The 14,213-nt window shown below is 63.7% G+C and carries 14 protein-coding genes; 5 read left to right on the plus strand and 9 right to left on the minus strand.

Annotation, left to right across the window (positions count from 1 at the left end; translation table 11 throughout):
• Window positions 1-36 precede the first annotated feature (36 nt).
• Both JN279_RS18705 and JN279_RS18710 read left to right on the plus strand, forming a co-directional pair.
• The gene (locus JN279_RS18705; RefSeq protein WP_096447378.1) at window positions 37-834 is read left to right on the plus strand and encodes an ATP-binding cassette domain-containing protein; all 798 of its coding nucleotides are present in this window, start codon (window positions 37-39) and stop codon (window positions 832-834) included.
• On the plus strand, window positions 831-1,877 hold the full coding sequence (locus JN279_RS18710; protein WP_096447376.1) for an ABC transporter permease: 1,047 nt from the start codon (window positions 831-833) through the stop codon (window positions 1,875-1,877). Before JN279_RS18705 ends, JN279_RS18710 begins: the two co-directional genes overlap by 4 nt.
• A gap of 305 nt (window positions 1,878-2,182) precedes the next feature.
• On the opposite strand, the gene JN279_RS18715 is transcribed toward JN279_RS18710, so the two are convergent.
• Both JN279_RS18715 and JN279_RS18720 read right to left on the minus strand, forming a co-directional pair.
• On the minus strand, window positions 2,183-4,852 hold the full coding sequence (locus JN279_RS18715; protein WP_096447374.1) for an ATP-dependent helicase: 2,670 nt from the start codon (window positions 4,850-4,852) through the stop codon (window positions 2,183-2,185).
• 82 nt (window positions 4,853-4,934) lie between these two features.
• Window positions 4,935-5,771, minus strand: coding sequence for a DUF2059 domain-containing protein (locus tag JN279_RS18720; protein WP_096447372.1), 837 nt, complete (start codon window positions 5,769-5,771; stop codon window positions 4,935-4,937).
• Window positions 5,772-5,966: 195 nt separating this feature from the next.
• Between JN279_RS18720 and JN279_RS18725 the strand changes: the two genes are divergently transcribed.
• Window positions 5,967-8,282 carry a glucose/quinate/shikimate family membrane-bound PQQ-dependent dehydrogenase gene (locus JN279_RS18725; RefSeq protein WP_096447370.1) on the plus strand — a complete coding sequence of 772 codons (2,316 nt, stop codon included), beginning with the start codon at window positions 5,967-5,969 and terminating at the stop codon, window positions 8,280-8,282.
• 10 nt (window positions 8,283-8,292) lie between these two features.
• Here JN279_RS18725 and JN279_RS18730 read toward each other — a convergent pair whose 3' ends face one another.
• Window positions 8,293-8,730 (minus strand): hypothetical protein, encoded by a 438-nt coding sequence (locus JN279_RS18730; protein ID WP_096447368.1) that lies wholly within the window; start codon window positions 8,728-8,730, stop codon window positions 8,293-8,295.
• A gap of 9 nt (window positions 8,731-8,739) precedes the next feature.
• Complete coding sequence (locus JN279_RS18735) at window positions 8,740-8,895, minus strand: hypothetical protein (RefSeq protein WP_202353902.1); 156 nt, start codon at window positions 8,893-8,895, stop codon at window positions 8,740-8,742.
• 283 nt (window positions 8,896-9,178) lie between these two features.
• On the opposite strand from JN279_RS18735, the gene JN279_RS18740 reads away from it, so the two are divergent.
• The gene (locus JN279_RS18740) at window positions 9,179-10,027 is read left to right on the plus strand and encodes a dienelactone hydrolase family protein (RefSeq protein WP_096457481.1); all 849 of its coding nucleotides are present in this window, start codon (window positions 9,179-9,181) and stop codon (window positions 10,025-10,027) included.
• Here the strand turns inward: JN279_RS18740 and JN279_RS18745 are convergent.
• The 3 genes from JN279_RS18745 to JN279_RS18755 all read right to left on the minus strand — a co-directional run bounded on the left by JN279_RS18745 (window position 10,024) and on the right by JN279_RS18755 (window position 12,657).
• Window positions 10,024-10,470, minus strand: coding sequence for a response regulator (locus tag JN279_RS18745; protein ID WP_096447364.1), 447 nt, complete (start codon window positions 10,468-10,470; stop codon window positions 10,024-10,026). The two genes, JN279_RS18740 and JN279_RS18745, sit on opposite strands and share 4 nt — an antisense overlap.
• Entirely contained in the window at window positions 10,467-11,615 is a 1,149-nt protein-coding gene (locus JN279_RS18750) for a histidine kinase dimerization/phosphoacceptor domain -containing protein (protein ID WP_096447362.1), read from the minus strand. The genes JN279_RS18745 and JN279_RS18750 overlap by 4 nt, the downstream gene beginning before the upstream one ends.
• A 142-nt stretch (window positions 11,616-11,757) precedes the next feature.
• Window positions 11,758-12,657 (minus strand): EamA family transporter, encoded by a 900-nt coding sequence (locus JN279_RS18755; protein WP_096447360.1) that lies wholly within the window; start codon window positions 12,655-12,657, stop codon window positions 11,758-11,760.
• Between the two features lie 89 nt (window positions 12,658-12,746).
• On the opposite strand from JN279_RS18755, the gene JN279_RS18760 reads away from it, so the two are divergent.
• A complete protein-coding gene (locus JN279_RS18760) occupies window positions 12,747-13,226 on the plus strand; it encodes an Lrp/AsnC family transcriptional regulator (RefSeq protein ID WP_096457478.1) in 480 nt (159 codons plus the stop codon).
• A gap of 34 nt (window positions 13,227-13,260) precedes the next feature.
• On the opposite strand, the gene JN279_RS18765 is transcribed toward JN279_RS18760, so the two are convergent.
• A complete protein-coding gene (locus JN279_RS18765; RefSeq protein ID WP_013894716.1) occupies window positions 13,261-13,458 on the minus strand; it encodes a hypothetical protein in 198 nt (65 codons plus the stop codon).
• Window positions 13,459-13,718: 260 nt separating this feature from the next.
• On the minus strand, window positions 13,719-14,198 hold the full coding sequence (locus JN279_RS18770; protein ID WP_096447358.1) for a thioesterase family protein: 480 nt from the start codon (window positions 14,196-14,198) through the stop codon (window positions 13,719-13,721).
• Window positions 14,199-14,213 lie beyond the last annotated feature (15 nt).

Consider the following 14,213-nt stretch of genomic DNA (forward strand, 5'->3'; position numbering starts at 1 on the left):
ACAGGCCGGCATGCGACAACGAAAAGCGAGGATCCGATGGCCGAGCGCATCATCGAACTGCGCGATATCAAGAAGTCCTATGGTCAGGTCTATGCGTTGGGCGGCGTCGATCTCAGCGTCGACCGCGGCGAGGTGGTCGGCCTGATCGGCGACAATGGCGCCGGCAAGTCGACGCTGATCAAGATCCTGTCCGGCGTGGTCAGGCCGACCAGCGGCGAGATCCTCGTGCGCGACAGACCGGTGAGCGGCTGGAGTGCGGCGCGCTCGCGCGATGCCGGCATCGAGACGGTGTTCCAGGACCGGGCGCTGGCGGTGCAGCAGACCATCGTGCGCAACATCTTCATGGGCCGCGAGTTGACCGGCTTCATGGGCTGGCTGAAGGTCAACAAGGAGATCGAGGAGGCGAGCCGGCTGATGCGCGAGATCGGCTTCACCTCGAAAGTGTTCACGCCGCACTCGATCGTCGGCCAGCTCTCGGGCGGCGAACGCCAGGGCGTGGCGATCGCGCGCGCCATCTACAAGCAGGCCGAGCTGATCATCCTCGACGAGCCGACAACGGCGCTGTCGCTGACCGAGACCGCCAAGGTGTTCCATTTCGTGCGCCAGGTGCGGGCGAGCGGCCGCTCAATCCTGTTCATCGGCCACAACATCCATCATGTCTTCGACATCGCCGACCGCTTCGTGGTGCTCGATCGCGGCAAGGTGGCGCTGACCGCCGACCGCAGCGCGGTCAAGTCGGCGGAAGAGTTGATCAATTTCATGGAAGACGTCGCGCATCCGGGCGGATTGGCCGGACTGCACGAGGCCGTCGAAGCGGAGCAGCGAGTGCGATGAGCAAGACCATGGAACCCGATCTCGAAAGTCCTCTCAGCGCGCATGGCGGATCCGCCCGCAAAGAGTGGAAACACCCATCCGACCATTGGCTGCGCGGCTTCATCCTCGACAACCGCGCCTCGCTCGGCACGCTCGCCGTGTTCGTCGTCATGATGGCGGTGTTCATGATCGCCAACCCGACCGTGTTCACCACCTGGTACCTCTACAGTTCGGTGCTGACGACGCTGCCTGTTGCGCTGTTCGTGGTGGTGCCGCTGGTCTTCGTCGTCACTTGCGGCGAGATCGACCTGTCGTTTCCGGCGACGATGGGTTTTGCCTCCTGGGTCTTCGCGCTGGTGGTGCAGGCCGGCTACAATCCGTTCCTCGGCATTGCGGCGGCTGTTCTCACCGGCATTCTGCTAGGCTTCCTCGTCGGCTCGCTGGTCGTCTATGGCGGGCTGTCGTCGCTGATCGCCACGCTCGGCATGAACTTCTTGCTGCGTGGCCTGATCCAGATCATCAACGAAGGCAAGTCGATGGCGCTGACCGGCCTTGCTGGCAGCCCGGCCTACAAGATCTTCTCCAGCCAGGTTTACGGCATTCCGGTGCAGATCTTCTGGGCCATCGCCTTCGTCGTGCTCTCGGCGATGCTCTACAACAGGCACCGCTTCGGCGCGCAGGTGAAGGTGGTCGGCGACAATCCCGACAGCGCCCAGCAGATGGGCATCGACGTCAAGCGGGTGCGGGTGAAAGTGTTCGTCTTCGTCGGCATCGGCGCTGCGATCGCCGGCACGTTCTCGGTGATGATCAACTTCACCTGGTGGCCGACGGCCGGCGACGGCTATCTGCTGCCGGTGCTGGCCTCGGTGTTCGTCGGCGGCACCCCGACCTGGGGCGGCATCGGCACGGTTGCCGGCGGCGCCATCGGCGCGGTCACTGTGTCGTTCATCCAGACCGGCGTCGTGGCAGCGGGGTTGAGCGGCTTTTACGTGCAGTTCTTCAACGGGCTGATCATCATCCTGTCGCTGCTCGGCCATAAGTGGAACCAGGCACGGTATCGGTGAGGCGTTTCGTTGACGGGCCGCGTGCCTTGACGATTGCGACAGACGTCCGTCGCTTCGTCATCCACGGGCGGAGCAAGGAGCGAAGCGACGCAGCGCAGACCCGAGGATCCATGCCGGGACTCCAACGCATCACCACGGTCCAGAATTCTGCTCCGCTGCGTTCCACGGCCAAGGTCACGGCATGGATCCTCGGGTCTCCGCGACGGAGCTTCGCTCCTGCTTCGCCCGTGGATGACGAAGGCAGGGAGGGCTCTATCAGAGAATGAGAAAGTGATCGCTTGTAGGACAACGGGACAAGCGGCGGCTCACACCGCAGCCACAAACCCGTCCAGCACGCGTTTCTGGCCGGCCTTGTCGAAGTCGATGGTCAGCTTGTTGCCTTCGATGGCGGAGATGTTGCCGTTGCCGAATTTCTGGTGGAAGACGCGGTCGCCGACGCTGAAGGCGGAGGGCGTGTCGGAGACGGATTTGGCGACCAGCTCGCCATCGATGGTGCGGCCCTTTACGCTTGTGCGGCCGGCGCCGTAGCCGCTGTCGGTTTCGCCATAGCCGATGCGCTCGACCTGATGGCCGGAGCGCGTGCCCCAGTTGCGGTCGGTCGCTTCGGTGCGGTTGGCCTGCGCGCGCTGCCAGCCGGGCGTCGAATAGGTGTTGGAGAAGGCGCCGGATTTTTCGGTGTTGGCGCCGACATTGTCGAAGCGCGAGGCGCCATACGGATTCTGCCGGCCGCCACGGCCCGATGCGAAGGAGCCGCCGCCATAGGGATTGCCGTAGCCGCCATAGGAATTGCCGCTTTCGGCGATCTCGACATGGGATTCCGGCAGTTCTTCGAGGAAGCGCGACGGGATGGTCGATTGCCAGAGGCCATGGATGAGGCGGTTGGAGACGAACCACAGATGCAGGTTCTTCTTGGCCCGCGTCAGGCCGACATAGGCGAGGCGCCGTTCTTCCTCCAGCCCGGAGCGGCCGCCTTCGTCAAGCGCGCGCTGGTGGGGAAACAGGCCTTCCTCCCAGCCGGGGAGAAAAACCGTCTCGAATTCGAGGCCTTTGGCTGAATGCAGCGTCATGATGGAGACGGCGTCCTGTCCGGCATTCTGCTCGGCATCCATGACCAGCGCCACGTGTTCGAGGAAGGAGCGCAGCGACTCGTACTCCTCCATCGAGCGGATCAGTTCCTTGAGGTTTTCCAGCCGGCCCGGCGCTTCGGCCGAACGGTCGTTCTTCCACATGTCCGTATAGCCGCTCTCCTCGAGAATGGTCTCGGCGAGCTCGGTGTGCGGCTTGGTTTCCAGCGCCTTCTGCCAGCGTTCGAAGTTGGCGGCGACTTCGCGCAGCGCCGCGCGCGGTTTCGGCTTCAACTCGTCGCTTTCGGCAAGGTTGCCAGCGGCCTCCAGCATCGGGATGCGCAGCGCACGCGCCGTGTCGTGGATCTGGCGGATGGTGGCTTCGCCCAGCCCGCGCTTCGGCACATTGACGATGCGCTCGAAGGCGAGGTCGTCGCCACTGTTGGCGACGACACGGAAGAAGGCCAGCGCGTCACGGATTTCCATGCGCTCGTAGAAGCGCGGGCCGCCGATGACGCGGTAGTTGAGGCCGAGCGTGATGAAGCGATCCTCGAAGGCGCGCATCTGGAAAGACGCGCGCACCAGGATCGCCATGTCGTTGAGATTGTGCTTCTGGCGCTGATAGGCCTCGATGGTCTCGCCGATGGCGCGGGCTTCCTCCTCGGAATCCCAGGCGGCGTGGACATTGACCTTGCCGTCTTCGGGATCGTTGCGGTCGGTGAACAGCGTCTTGCCGAAACGGCCTTCATTGTGGGCGATGAGGTGGGAGGCGGCGCCAAGGATGTGCGCGGTGGAGCGGTAGTTGCGCTCCAGCCGGATGATGGTGGCGCCCGGGAAATCCTTGTCGAAGCGCAGGATGTTGTCGACCTCGGCGCCGCGCCAGCCATAGATCGACTGGTCGTCATCGCCGACGCAGCAGATGTTGACAGTGGCGCGAGTTTCGGTCGATCGCGCTTTACCCTCCCCTTGATGGGGAGGGTCGTCGCGAAGCGACGGGGAGGGGTGACTGGCGCCGGCGCTGCCACCCCCACCCGCGCCGCTCCGCGGCGCGACCTCCCCCATCGAGGGGGAGGTAGGTCTTTGCGCCAAAAGCCGCAGCCACATGTATTGGGCGGTGTTGGTGTCCTGGTATTCGTCGACAAGGATGTATTTGAAGCGCCGGTGATAGTCCTTCAGCACGTCCGGATTGGCGCGGAAGATGCGGATCGGGTGGCAGAGCAGGTCGCCGAAATCGCAGGCGTTCAGCGTCTGCAGACGCTCCTGATAGGCCTTGTAGAGCTCGCGGCCCTTGCCGTTGGCGAAGCTGCGCGCGTCGCCCTCGGCGATATCGGCCGGGCCTTGGCCCTTGTTTTTCCAGCCGTCGATCATCTGCGCGAACTGCTTGGCCGGCCAGCGCTTGTCGTCGAGGCCCTCGGCCTGGATCAGCTGCTTGATCAGCCTGATGACATCGTCGGTGTCGAGGATGGTGAAGTCGGAACGCAAGCCGGCAAGTTCGGCATGACGGCGCAACAGCTTCACGCCGATCGAGTGGAAGGTGCCGAGCCACGGCATGCCCTCGACATTGCCTTCACCGATCAGGATGCCGATGCGCTGCTTCATCTCGCGCGCGGCCTTGTTGGTGAAGGTGACGGCCAGGATCTGCGACGGGAAGGCCTTGCCGGTGGCGAGGATGTGGGCGATGCGGGTGGTGAGCACACGGGTCTTGCCGGTGCCGGCCCCGGCCAGCACCAGAACCGGGCCCTCGGTGGTCTCCACCGCCAGCCTTTGTTCGGGGTTGAGTCCCTTCAGATAATCGGGCGCGCTGTTCTGGCCGCCGCGGGCAGCCATGGCGCGCGCGGCAATACCCGACGGGGCCGTGGGCCGCGCATTGGGTTCGTCGAAAAAGGGCATGTCTTCCGAAAAGCCGGACATCTCCCCCGAATGTAGTGATTCGGTGGGGAAAGACCAGAACTGTCTACGTTTTGTTCTGGGTAAAAGTGCCGGATACGACCGTTCAAGCCTTGCGGTAACCGAGGGCGACGAAGAATCGATGGCCGAAGGAGCGCGCCTCGTCCGTCATCACCGCGCCGAGCGCGACCTGCATCTGGTCGTAATAGCGGCCGCCGGCGGGTGAGGCCAGGAAAGCCTCATAGAGCTTCAGGTCGGCCATCGACATATCCCGGTAGATATAGGCTGCAGATTCCATGGCATCGCTGTCGATGTCACGGCGAAGCCCTTCGGTTTGTTTGCGCAGCAGGGCCATGACCTGGTCGTCGGGCAGGGGCTTTCCGGCCGCGCCCAGCATTTCGGTGAGCATCGCATAGCCCATGTTCAAGGCGACGGCTTCGCCGGTGTCGACGGCGCTGATATCGTCCATCATCTTCCTGTAAAGTGCGAGCCTGGCCGGATCCCTGGAAGCAAGCTCGCCGAGGATTTTGGCGCCCTCGATCTTCTTGGCCTCTCTCGTTTCCGGTGCGGCAGCCTGGATCTCCAGCGCGGTGACCTGTTTGCCCAAGGGCGAAGCATAGAAAGCAGCGAGGTCGGACAGGTCCTTGGCGCTCAGTTTGTCCGCCATTCGCGCTTCGATAGCCGTCTCCATCTTGTTCGGGTCAAAGGCACCTTCCATGGCGGCGGCAAGGGCGTCCTGGACTTTTTGCACCGGCGTTCCCGGCGCCGATTTCACGGCCGCGGTGAAACCCGGGCCAATGCCCATCAGCATCTCGTGAAAGCCATTCGCCTTGTTGATCTCGCTGATTGTCTGAGCCGGCGCGGCCACAGTGCCAGCGATGAGCGGCACGAGGCAGTAGAGCACAAGCGCCATGCGCGTCAGCGGCGGAAGGAATGACGGCATTTTGCTTGCTCCACGGCAGAGATGATCCAATGGAGACTGCTGGAAAACCCTGATGCAGGCAAGATGAATTGCCACCTTGGCGTGTGGGTCAGCTTGACAGGCGGGGCAGGCGGGAGAAAGCTGGACCGAGGGCAGGAACGGTGCGCCGGGTCGCCCATGGCCGCGCGAGCGCGCAACAGTCGAAGGAGTATCATCTTGGCTGTCACCATAACCTCCCTCATCCTCTTTCTCCTCGGCCTGACGCTCGGCGCGGGCGGCATCTGGCTGGCCTCGCTGGGCGGCAGCTGGTACTACATCGTCGTCGGCCTGGCCTTCCTGATCGCTGCCTGGCTGCTTTACCGGCGCCGCTCCACGGCGCTGTGGCTCTACGCGGCGATCGTGATCGGCACGCTGGCCTGGGCGGTCTGGGAAACCGGCTTCGACTGGTGGGAACTCGGTCCGCGCGGCGGCATCATCGTTCTGGTGGCGCTGTGGCTGCTGACGCCATGGGCGCGGCGCGGCCTTGCCGGTCCTGACGGGCGCGCACCGCTGATCCTCGCCGTGCTGGCCTCGCTGGCGGTGGCCGGCTATTCGATGACGACGGACCCGAAGGACATCGCCGGCGCGCTCGACACCGACAAGGTGATCCCCAACGCCAATCTCGGCAATGATGTGCCGGCAGGCGAGTGGCACTATTACGGCCGCACCCAGTTCGGCCAGCGCTATTCGCCGCTCGACCAGATCACGCCGGACAATGTCGCCAATCTGCAACCGGCCTGGACCTACCGCACCGGCGACGTGAAGGGACCGGACGACGTCGGCGAGACCACCTATCAGGTGACGCCGCTGAAAATCGGCGACACGCTCTACATCTGCACGCCGCACAATTTCGCCATCGCGGTCGATGCCGCGACCGGCAAGGAGAAATGGCGCTATGATCCCAAGATCAAGCTCGACAAGGACCGCCAGCACCAGACCTGCCGCGGCGTGTCCTATTATGCCGATGCCGCCGGCGCCGCCGGGCAGCCCTGCGCGACCCGCGTCTACCTGCCGACGTCGGATGCGCGGCTGATCGCGCTCGACGCTGCCAACGGCCAGGTCTGTCCCGCCTTCGCCGAGGGTGGCACGCTGAACCTTTTGACCGGCATGCCATACCCGAAGTCGGGCTACTATTACTCGACCTCGGCACCGCTGATCGCGGGTGGCAAGATTATCGTCGGGGGCGCCGTCAACGACAATTATTCGACGCAGGAGCCGTCAGGCGTCATCCGCGCCTATGATGCGGCCACCGGCAAGCTGATCTGGAACTGGGATTCCGGCAATCCGGACCAGACGACGCCGCTGCCGGCCGGCCAGACCTACACCGCCAACTCGCCCAACATGTGGTCGACGCCGAGCGCCGACGAGAAGCTCGGTTTGCTCTACGTGCCGCTCGGCAACCAGACGCCGGACCAGCTTGGCGCCGGGCGCAGCGCCAATGTCGAGAAATTCTCCTCCTCGATCACCGCGCTCGACCTCAACACCGGGCAGTTGAAATGGGTGCGGCAGACCGTGCATCACGACCTCTGGGACATGGATGTGCCTGCGCAGCCGAGCCTGATCGACATCACCAAGGCCGACGGTTCGGTCGTGCCCGCGCTGGTCGGGCCGACCAAGCAGGGCGATCTCTATGTGCTCGACCGACGCACTGGCGATCCGGTGATCGCGGTCAAGGAAGTGCCGGCGCCCGGTGGTGCCATCGAGGGCGACAAGGCCTCGCCGACGCAGCCTTCGTCCGATCTCTCCTTCAACCCGAAGCCGCTGACCGATGCCGATATGTGGGGCATCACCATGTTCGACCAGCTGGCTTGCCGCATCGCCTTCCACAAATTGCGCTATGAAGGCCGCTACACGCCGCCCTCGCTGCAGGGATCGCTGATCTATCCCGGCAATTTCGGTACCTTCAACTGGGGTGGCGTGGCGGTTGATCCGGTGCGGCAGGTGATGTTCGGCATGCCGACCTACCTGGCGTTCAAGTCGCAGCTCATTCCGCGCGACCAGGTGCCACCGCCGGATGAAGGGCGCGGCAGCGAGCAGGGGCTGAACCGCAATGAAGGCGCGCCCTATGCGGTGGTGATGGGACCGTTCCTGTCGCCGCTCGGCATTCCCTGCCAGGCGCCGCCCTGGGGTTATGTCGCGGGCGTCGATCTCAGGACCGGCACGATCGCCTACAAGCACCGCAACGGCACCGTCTACGACATGACGCCATTGCCGCTGCCGCTGAAGGTCGGCGTACCCGGCATTGGCGGGCCGATGATCACCGCCGGCGGTGTCGCCTTCCTGGGTGCCGCGGTCGACGACTATCTGCGCGCCTATGACCTGACATCAGGCAAGCAGCTGTGGCGGGCACGGCTGCCTGCCGGCGGGCAATCGACGCCAATGACCTATACGGTCGCCGACGGGCGCCAGTTCGTGGTCATCGTCGCCGGCGGCCACGGCTCGGTCGGCACCAAGCCGGGGGATTATGTGATGGCCTACGCGCTGCCGAAGTAGCTGGGTTGCGCTAGCCGAGCCCCAGATGGCTCTTGAGGCCGGGCACGGAGCCGAGCACCTGGTTGGTCAAATCGGGGCCGGCGGCGGCTTCGGCTTGCTGGACCAGCGTGGCGCCGGCCTTCTGGATCTGCGCCAGATCGAGGCCGGATTCCTTGAGGGCGGCGAGGCCGTTGACCAGCGCGCCGGCCTTTTCGCCGAGAACGCCGCCAAGCGCGCCTTGCAGCGACGATAGGAAACCGCCACCGCTGCCGGCAGGAGCGGCGCCCATGACGTCATATTTCTGCGCCAATGCATCGGCGCCCGGGATCTTGGCGAAGAAGGATGAGGCGCTGGTGCCTTCCGCCTCGTGCTCGAGCACCGAGAAAATGGTGCCGACGACTTTTTCGGTCGTTGCCTGATCGAGACCGGCCTTCTGCGAGACAGTGTTCACGATATCCTGTATGTCCATGACTTTATCTCAACCCTGGGTTTTCGTGTTTGCCGGATGGTGCTGGCGGCTGCGCACCTTGACCATGGATTTTCGGCTTGCCGCGACAACAGTTGCGCGCATCGCCAGAATGGCGGTTGCGGCAACCATGAAGGCGGTTGCCAGGATCGGCGAAGGCATGGTCATCGACATTTTCCTTTCAGATCAGGCCCTTCGAGGCAGCGGCCGCGCCATGGGGCGGCCGATGGTCAGTCTTCCCTAACATTGTGGCAGCGCCACCAGGATTTGTCGCCGATGACAAGAATGTGATGATCCGTTGCAGCCGCTCGCCGACGGTCAGAGAGCGTCACTGAGCCGTGACTGGACGATGCGCGGCTCGCCCCTATCTTGCGAACGCAAGGACACCGAGATCGAGGAGCGCCCCGTGACCAAATCCACCATCCCTGACAAGCCTGCCATCACCCAGGCGATGATCGATGCCTATGACGAATACACGCATCTGACGCTCGATCGTCGCCGCTTCATGGAACAACTGACCAGGCTTGCCGGATCGGGTGCCGCGGCGGCGGCCATCGCACCAATGCTGGCGGCGAATTCCGCCCAGGCGGCGATCGTCGCCGAAAACGATGCCCGCGTGAAAGGCGAGGACATCAGCTATCCCGGCAGCGGCGGCGAGATGAAGGGCTATCTGGTCAAACCGGCGAACCAGACGAGCAAACTCGGCACAGTCATCGTCATCCATGAAAATAGGGGGCTCAACCCGCATATACGTGACGTTGCCCGGCGCGTGGCGCTGGAAGGGTTCGTGGCGCTTGCGCCGGATTTCCTGTCGCCGCTCGGCGGCACGCCCGCCGACGAGGACAAGGCGCGCGACATGTTCACCAAACTCGATCCGGCGCAGACCGTCGCCAACGCCGTGGCGACCGTCGCTTTCCTGAAGGCCGACAAGGATGGCAACGGCAAGGTCGGCGCCATCGGCTTCTGCTGGGGCGGCGGCACGGCCAACATGCTGGCCGTCAACGCGCCCGATCTCGCCGCCAGCGTCGCCTATTACGGCATGCAGCCGAACGCCGCCGACGCGTCGAAGATCAAGGCCGCGCTGCTGCTGCACTATGCCGGCCTCGACGATCGCACCAATGCCGGTATCGACGCCTTCAAGAAGGAGCTCGACGCCGCGCATGTCGAGTACACGGTCTATGTCTATGAAGGCGCCAACCATGCCTTCAACAATGATACGTCGGCGGCGCGCTACGACAAGAAGGCGGCCGATCTCGCCTGGGGCAGGACGATCGCTTTCCTGAAGGAGAAACTGGCTTAGACCGCGGGTACCCAGACCGCCGCGAAGGCCGGTGACAGGGTGAAGCCGGCCGGCCGCGCGGAAACGGGCGGCGGGCGGCGCACGCCTTCCTGCAGGTATCGCAACGCCGATGTCAGCCCGTTCATCGTGTAGGGCTTGGCGATGACGCCGATCGCACCGGCGAAATGATCGGGAATGCGCTTCGGATTGGCGGTCATGAACACCACCATCGAACGTTTCCTCTCGCCGATATAGTGGGCCACGTCGACGCCGGTCGGGCCGTCGGTGAGGTGGATGTCGACAAAGGCGATGTCGGCATCCGTGGACTCAACCATGCTTTTTGCTTCCGCCGAAGACGTCGCCCAGCCGACGACGCTGTGGCCGGCCTCCTCGACAAGGCTTTCCAGTTCCATCGCCAACAGCGCTTCGTCCTCGACGATCAGGACCTTGAGCGGTTCAATCATGAGAGAGTCCTTTTTTGCTGCGGTTCGTTTGGCATCGAGATCACGACCGTGGTGCCGGGGCCGGCGTCGCGCCATTCGATATCGGCGTGCAACTGGCGGGCGAGCGATTTGATCAGCCGCATGCCGAACGAAGCGTCGCCATTGGCTTCGGCCATGCCGACGCCATCGTCTGAGACCTCGATGTTGAAGTGGCCGTCGGGCTGGCTCATCTTGATGCCGATGCGGCCCGCCGTGGTCCCGTCCGGTCCCTCCTTGAAAGCGTGCTTCAAGGCATTGGTGACGAGTTCATTGACCATCAGCGCGACAGGCGTCGCCTTCTCGGCTGAGATCACAATGGGCTCGAGCTCGAGTTTCGACTTGATCCCGGAGCGCCCCGACGCCGTCAGCAGATCCGTCACCAGGTCCTTGGCGAAATCCGAGACGTCGAACCGGCTGACATCCTTCGACTGGTACAGCCGGCGATGCACGGTGCTGAGCGCCTCGATACGCTCCAGCATGGTGGTCAGCGAATGCCTGGTCGCCTCATCCTTTATGGTCCGGCGCTGCATGATGATGAGCGAGGAGATCATCTGCAGGTTGTTTTTCACCCGATGATCGACCTCGTGCAGCAAGGTGGTCTGCGCCTCCAGTGTTGCTTCCAGTTCGGCGGTGCGTTCCTTCACCGCCTTCTCGAAGCGGTCCTTGTCGGCGGTGATGCGATGCTCAGAGCTCTTGCGGTCCGAGACATCGAGTTGCGAGGCGAAAAAGAACTGGACCTCGCCTTTGTCGTTGGAGACAGGGCTGATATAGAGCGCGTTCCAGAAGGTCGAACCATCCTTGCGGTAGTTCAGTATGTCGACGCTGACATCGGCGTTGTCCTCGATTGCCGCGCGTATCTGGTCAACCGCGGCCTTATCGGTTTTCGGCCCCTGCAGAAACCGGCAGTTCTTGCCCAGCACCTCGTGGCGTTCATAGCCGGTCAGACGCAGGAAGGCGTCATTGGCAAAGACGATCGGATTGTCGGGCCGCCGGGGATCGGTGATGATCATCGACATGCGGGTGGCGCGGATGGCCGCCGCGAACGGGTCGCCCTTGCCATGCTCGGCATGAAGGTCGTCCGTCATGTGCCAGGCGTCGGCAGGCTCCCTGGTCCGTTTCCAGTCCATTGTGTCACTCCAAGCCGTTCGTGGGGTCAACGGCTCAAGTGAGGAATTGGTTCAATCCTGGACGTCTTGTCGCAGCCAGTCGAGAATAGGGAACCGACTCGGCATTCGTGCAAGCAATTGATGATAAAGGTTTTCCTGGCGTCTAGTCTGTCGATGCCGGCTTGTGAAAAGCGACGCCGGCGACCACCAGCGCGATCCCCAGGCAATCGTAGAAGCCTGGAATCTGGCGCAGCACGATGACGCCGATCAGCGTTGCCGTGACCGGCAGCAGCGACAGCATCAGCGCGAAACTGGAGCGCGGAAGCCGCGACATGGCAAGCTGGTCGCAGATGTAGGGAATGACCGAGGAGCAGATGCCGACGCCGATGGCGGCGACGAGCAGCGGCGGTGAGAAAAAGGCGGGCAGCGCATCGGCAAAGCCGATTGGCAGCACCAGAATGAAGGCAACCGCCATGGCGGCGCCAAGGCCGGCAATGCCGTCGCCGGCGCCGGACCGGGCGACGCGGTGGCCGAGCACGATGTAGCCGACGAACAGCGCGCCGTTGAGGAAGGCCCAGAACAGGCCGACCGGATCGCTGGACCATTTGACGTCGATGAGCAGCAAGGTGCCGGTGACGGCCACGGCAAGGGCAGCCAGGTTGCGGGCGCTCCGCAAGCCGACCACCGCGACGCCGATGGTGCCGACGAATTCGATCGCCGCCACCAGCGAGATCGGCAAGCGGTCGAGCGCCAGGTAGAACGAGCAGTTCATCACCGCCAGGCAGACGCCGAAGGCCAGCAACAGCAGCCGTGTCGGAGGATCGGCGCGGGCGAAGCTTCGCCAGGGGCGCGTCAGCGGCGCGAAGATCAGCGCCGCGGTGGCGATGCGCAGCCACGCCATGCCGAGCACCCCGACATGCGGGAACAGCAGCACGGCGAAGGCCGGGCCGAGATAGTGGAAGATGGCGCTGACGCCGAACCAGACATGCGGCGGCAGTTTTGTCGCCAGGCTGTCGAGGACGGGAGCAGGGTGGGCAGCTGGTGCTTGCGTCTGATCGTTCATCGGATCAGTATCGCAGGCGATTTTTCCGCTTTATATGGAGGATGGCCGGCATCTCTGGCAAATATACTCCCAGAAGCGAGGAGTTTTCAGTGAAACGCCTTCGAACTGAAAATGTTGATCTCGACGCGGCCGACATGAAGATCCTGCGCCTGCTGGAGAAGGATGCGCGGGCCAGCACGGCGGAGCTGGCGCGTTCGGTCGGCCTGTCGGCGCCGAGTGTCGCCGAGCGCATCAAGCGGCTGCAGGAAAACGGCGTGATCGAGGGCTATTCGGTCAGGATCAACCCCGCCGCGCTCGGCCTGAAGCTGTCGGCATGGCTGCGCATCCGGCCGGTGCCGGGGCAATTGTCCGTGGTGGCCGAGATCATCCGCGAAACGCCGGAGATCGCGCAATGCGACCGCGTGACCGGCGAGGACTGCTTCATCGCGCTCGCGCATGTCGGCTCGGTGGCCGAACTCGAACGGGTGATCGACCGGATCATCCCCTATGCGATGACCAACACGGCCATCATCCAGTCGTCGCCGGTGGTGGCACGCTCACCGCTGGCGGCGGTTAAGCGATCGCCGTAAATGGCGCGATTTGATTGGTTGCCCGATGACAGCGCTATGCGTGACCGCGCTTCAGGCGGGCGCGCTTCAAAATGCTGCGCCAGCGGATCATGTCGAACGGGATCGGTTCGTTGTTGTTGGCGATGTGGAATATCTCGTTGTCGACGTTCTTGAGCGAACGCCAGAAATCGTAGTCGGTGATGCGCGGATCAGCGGCCAGCCTGTCCACCTCGACCTTGATGTCGGTTTTCATGCACGTCCCTCGAACCGGCTTCGCCCCGCCGCCCGTAAACAACTCTCTGCGGATGGTTTTCGACCCCTCCGCTGAGTCGTTCAACGGCTCAATTGGCTTGTTCCCGTTAAAACCTCGGTAAGGTTAACGCCGGTCCAAACCTGCTTCAAGCACCACTGCTGGTGGATATTGGGGGCTCTGCGATTTTGAGTTCAGGGTGTGGCTTTGAAGTCAGACCTAATGCCTCACCGTGCGGAAGCTGGATGGATATCGGCTTCGCGCTATTTGCGCTTGATGCCGATCGAGCGGCCGGCGCGCTCCGGCATCGGCAGCACCGAATGGGCGCCGCGCATGGCTTCGACCTTGGCCAGCACATCGGCGGGGAAGGGTGCGACCTTCGGCCCCGACATGTCGACATGCAGCGACAGCGTCTCGGAGGTGGCGGCGAGCCAGCCGTCGACATGGCGGATTTCCTGATAGGCGCGCAGCCGCTTCGCGTCATGGTCGATGAGCTGGAAGGATACCTGGACCTTGTGGTCCAGATGCAGTTCCTGGACGTAGCAGACATGGACCTCGGCGGTGTAGATGGTGAGCCGCCGTCCCTTCACATAATCCAGCCCCATGCCCATCGCCTCGAAGGCCTCGTCCGAGCAGCGGTCGAAAAGCACGTTGTAATAGGCCATGTTGAGATGGCCGTTGTAGTCGATCCAGTCCTTCTCGATGTCCATGGGCTTGGAGACAAACGGGGCGGGGATGGGCATCGAAACTTCCTTGTT

Origin of the sequence: Mesorhizobium sp. 113-1-2 (assembly GCF_016756475.1) — a bacterium.
Lineage (GTDB): Bacteria > Pseudomonadota > Alphaproteobacteria > Rhizobiales > Rhizobiaceae > Mesorhizobium > Mesorhizobium loti_C.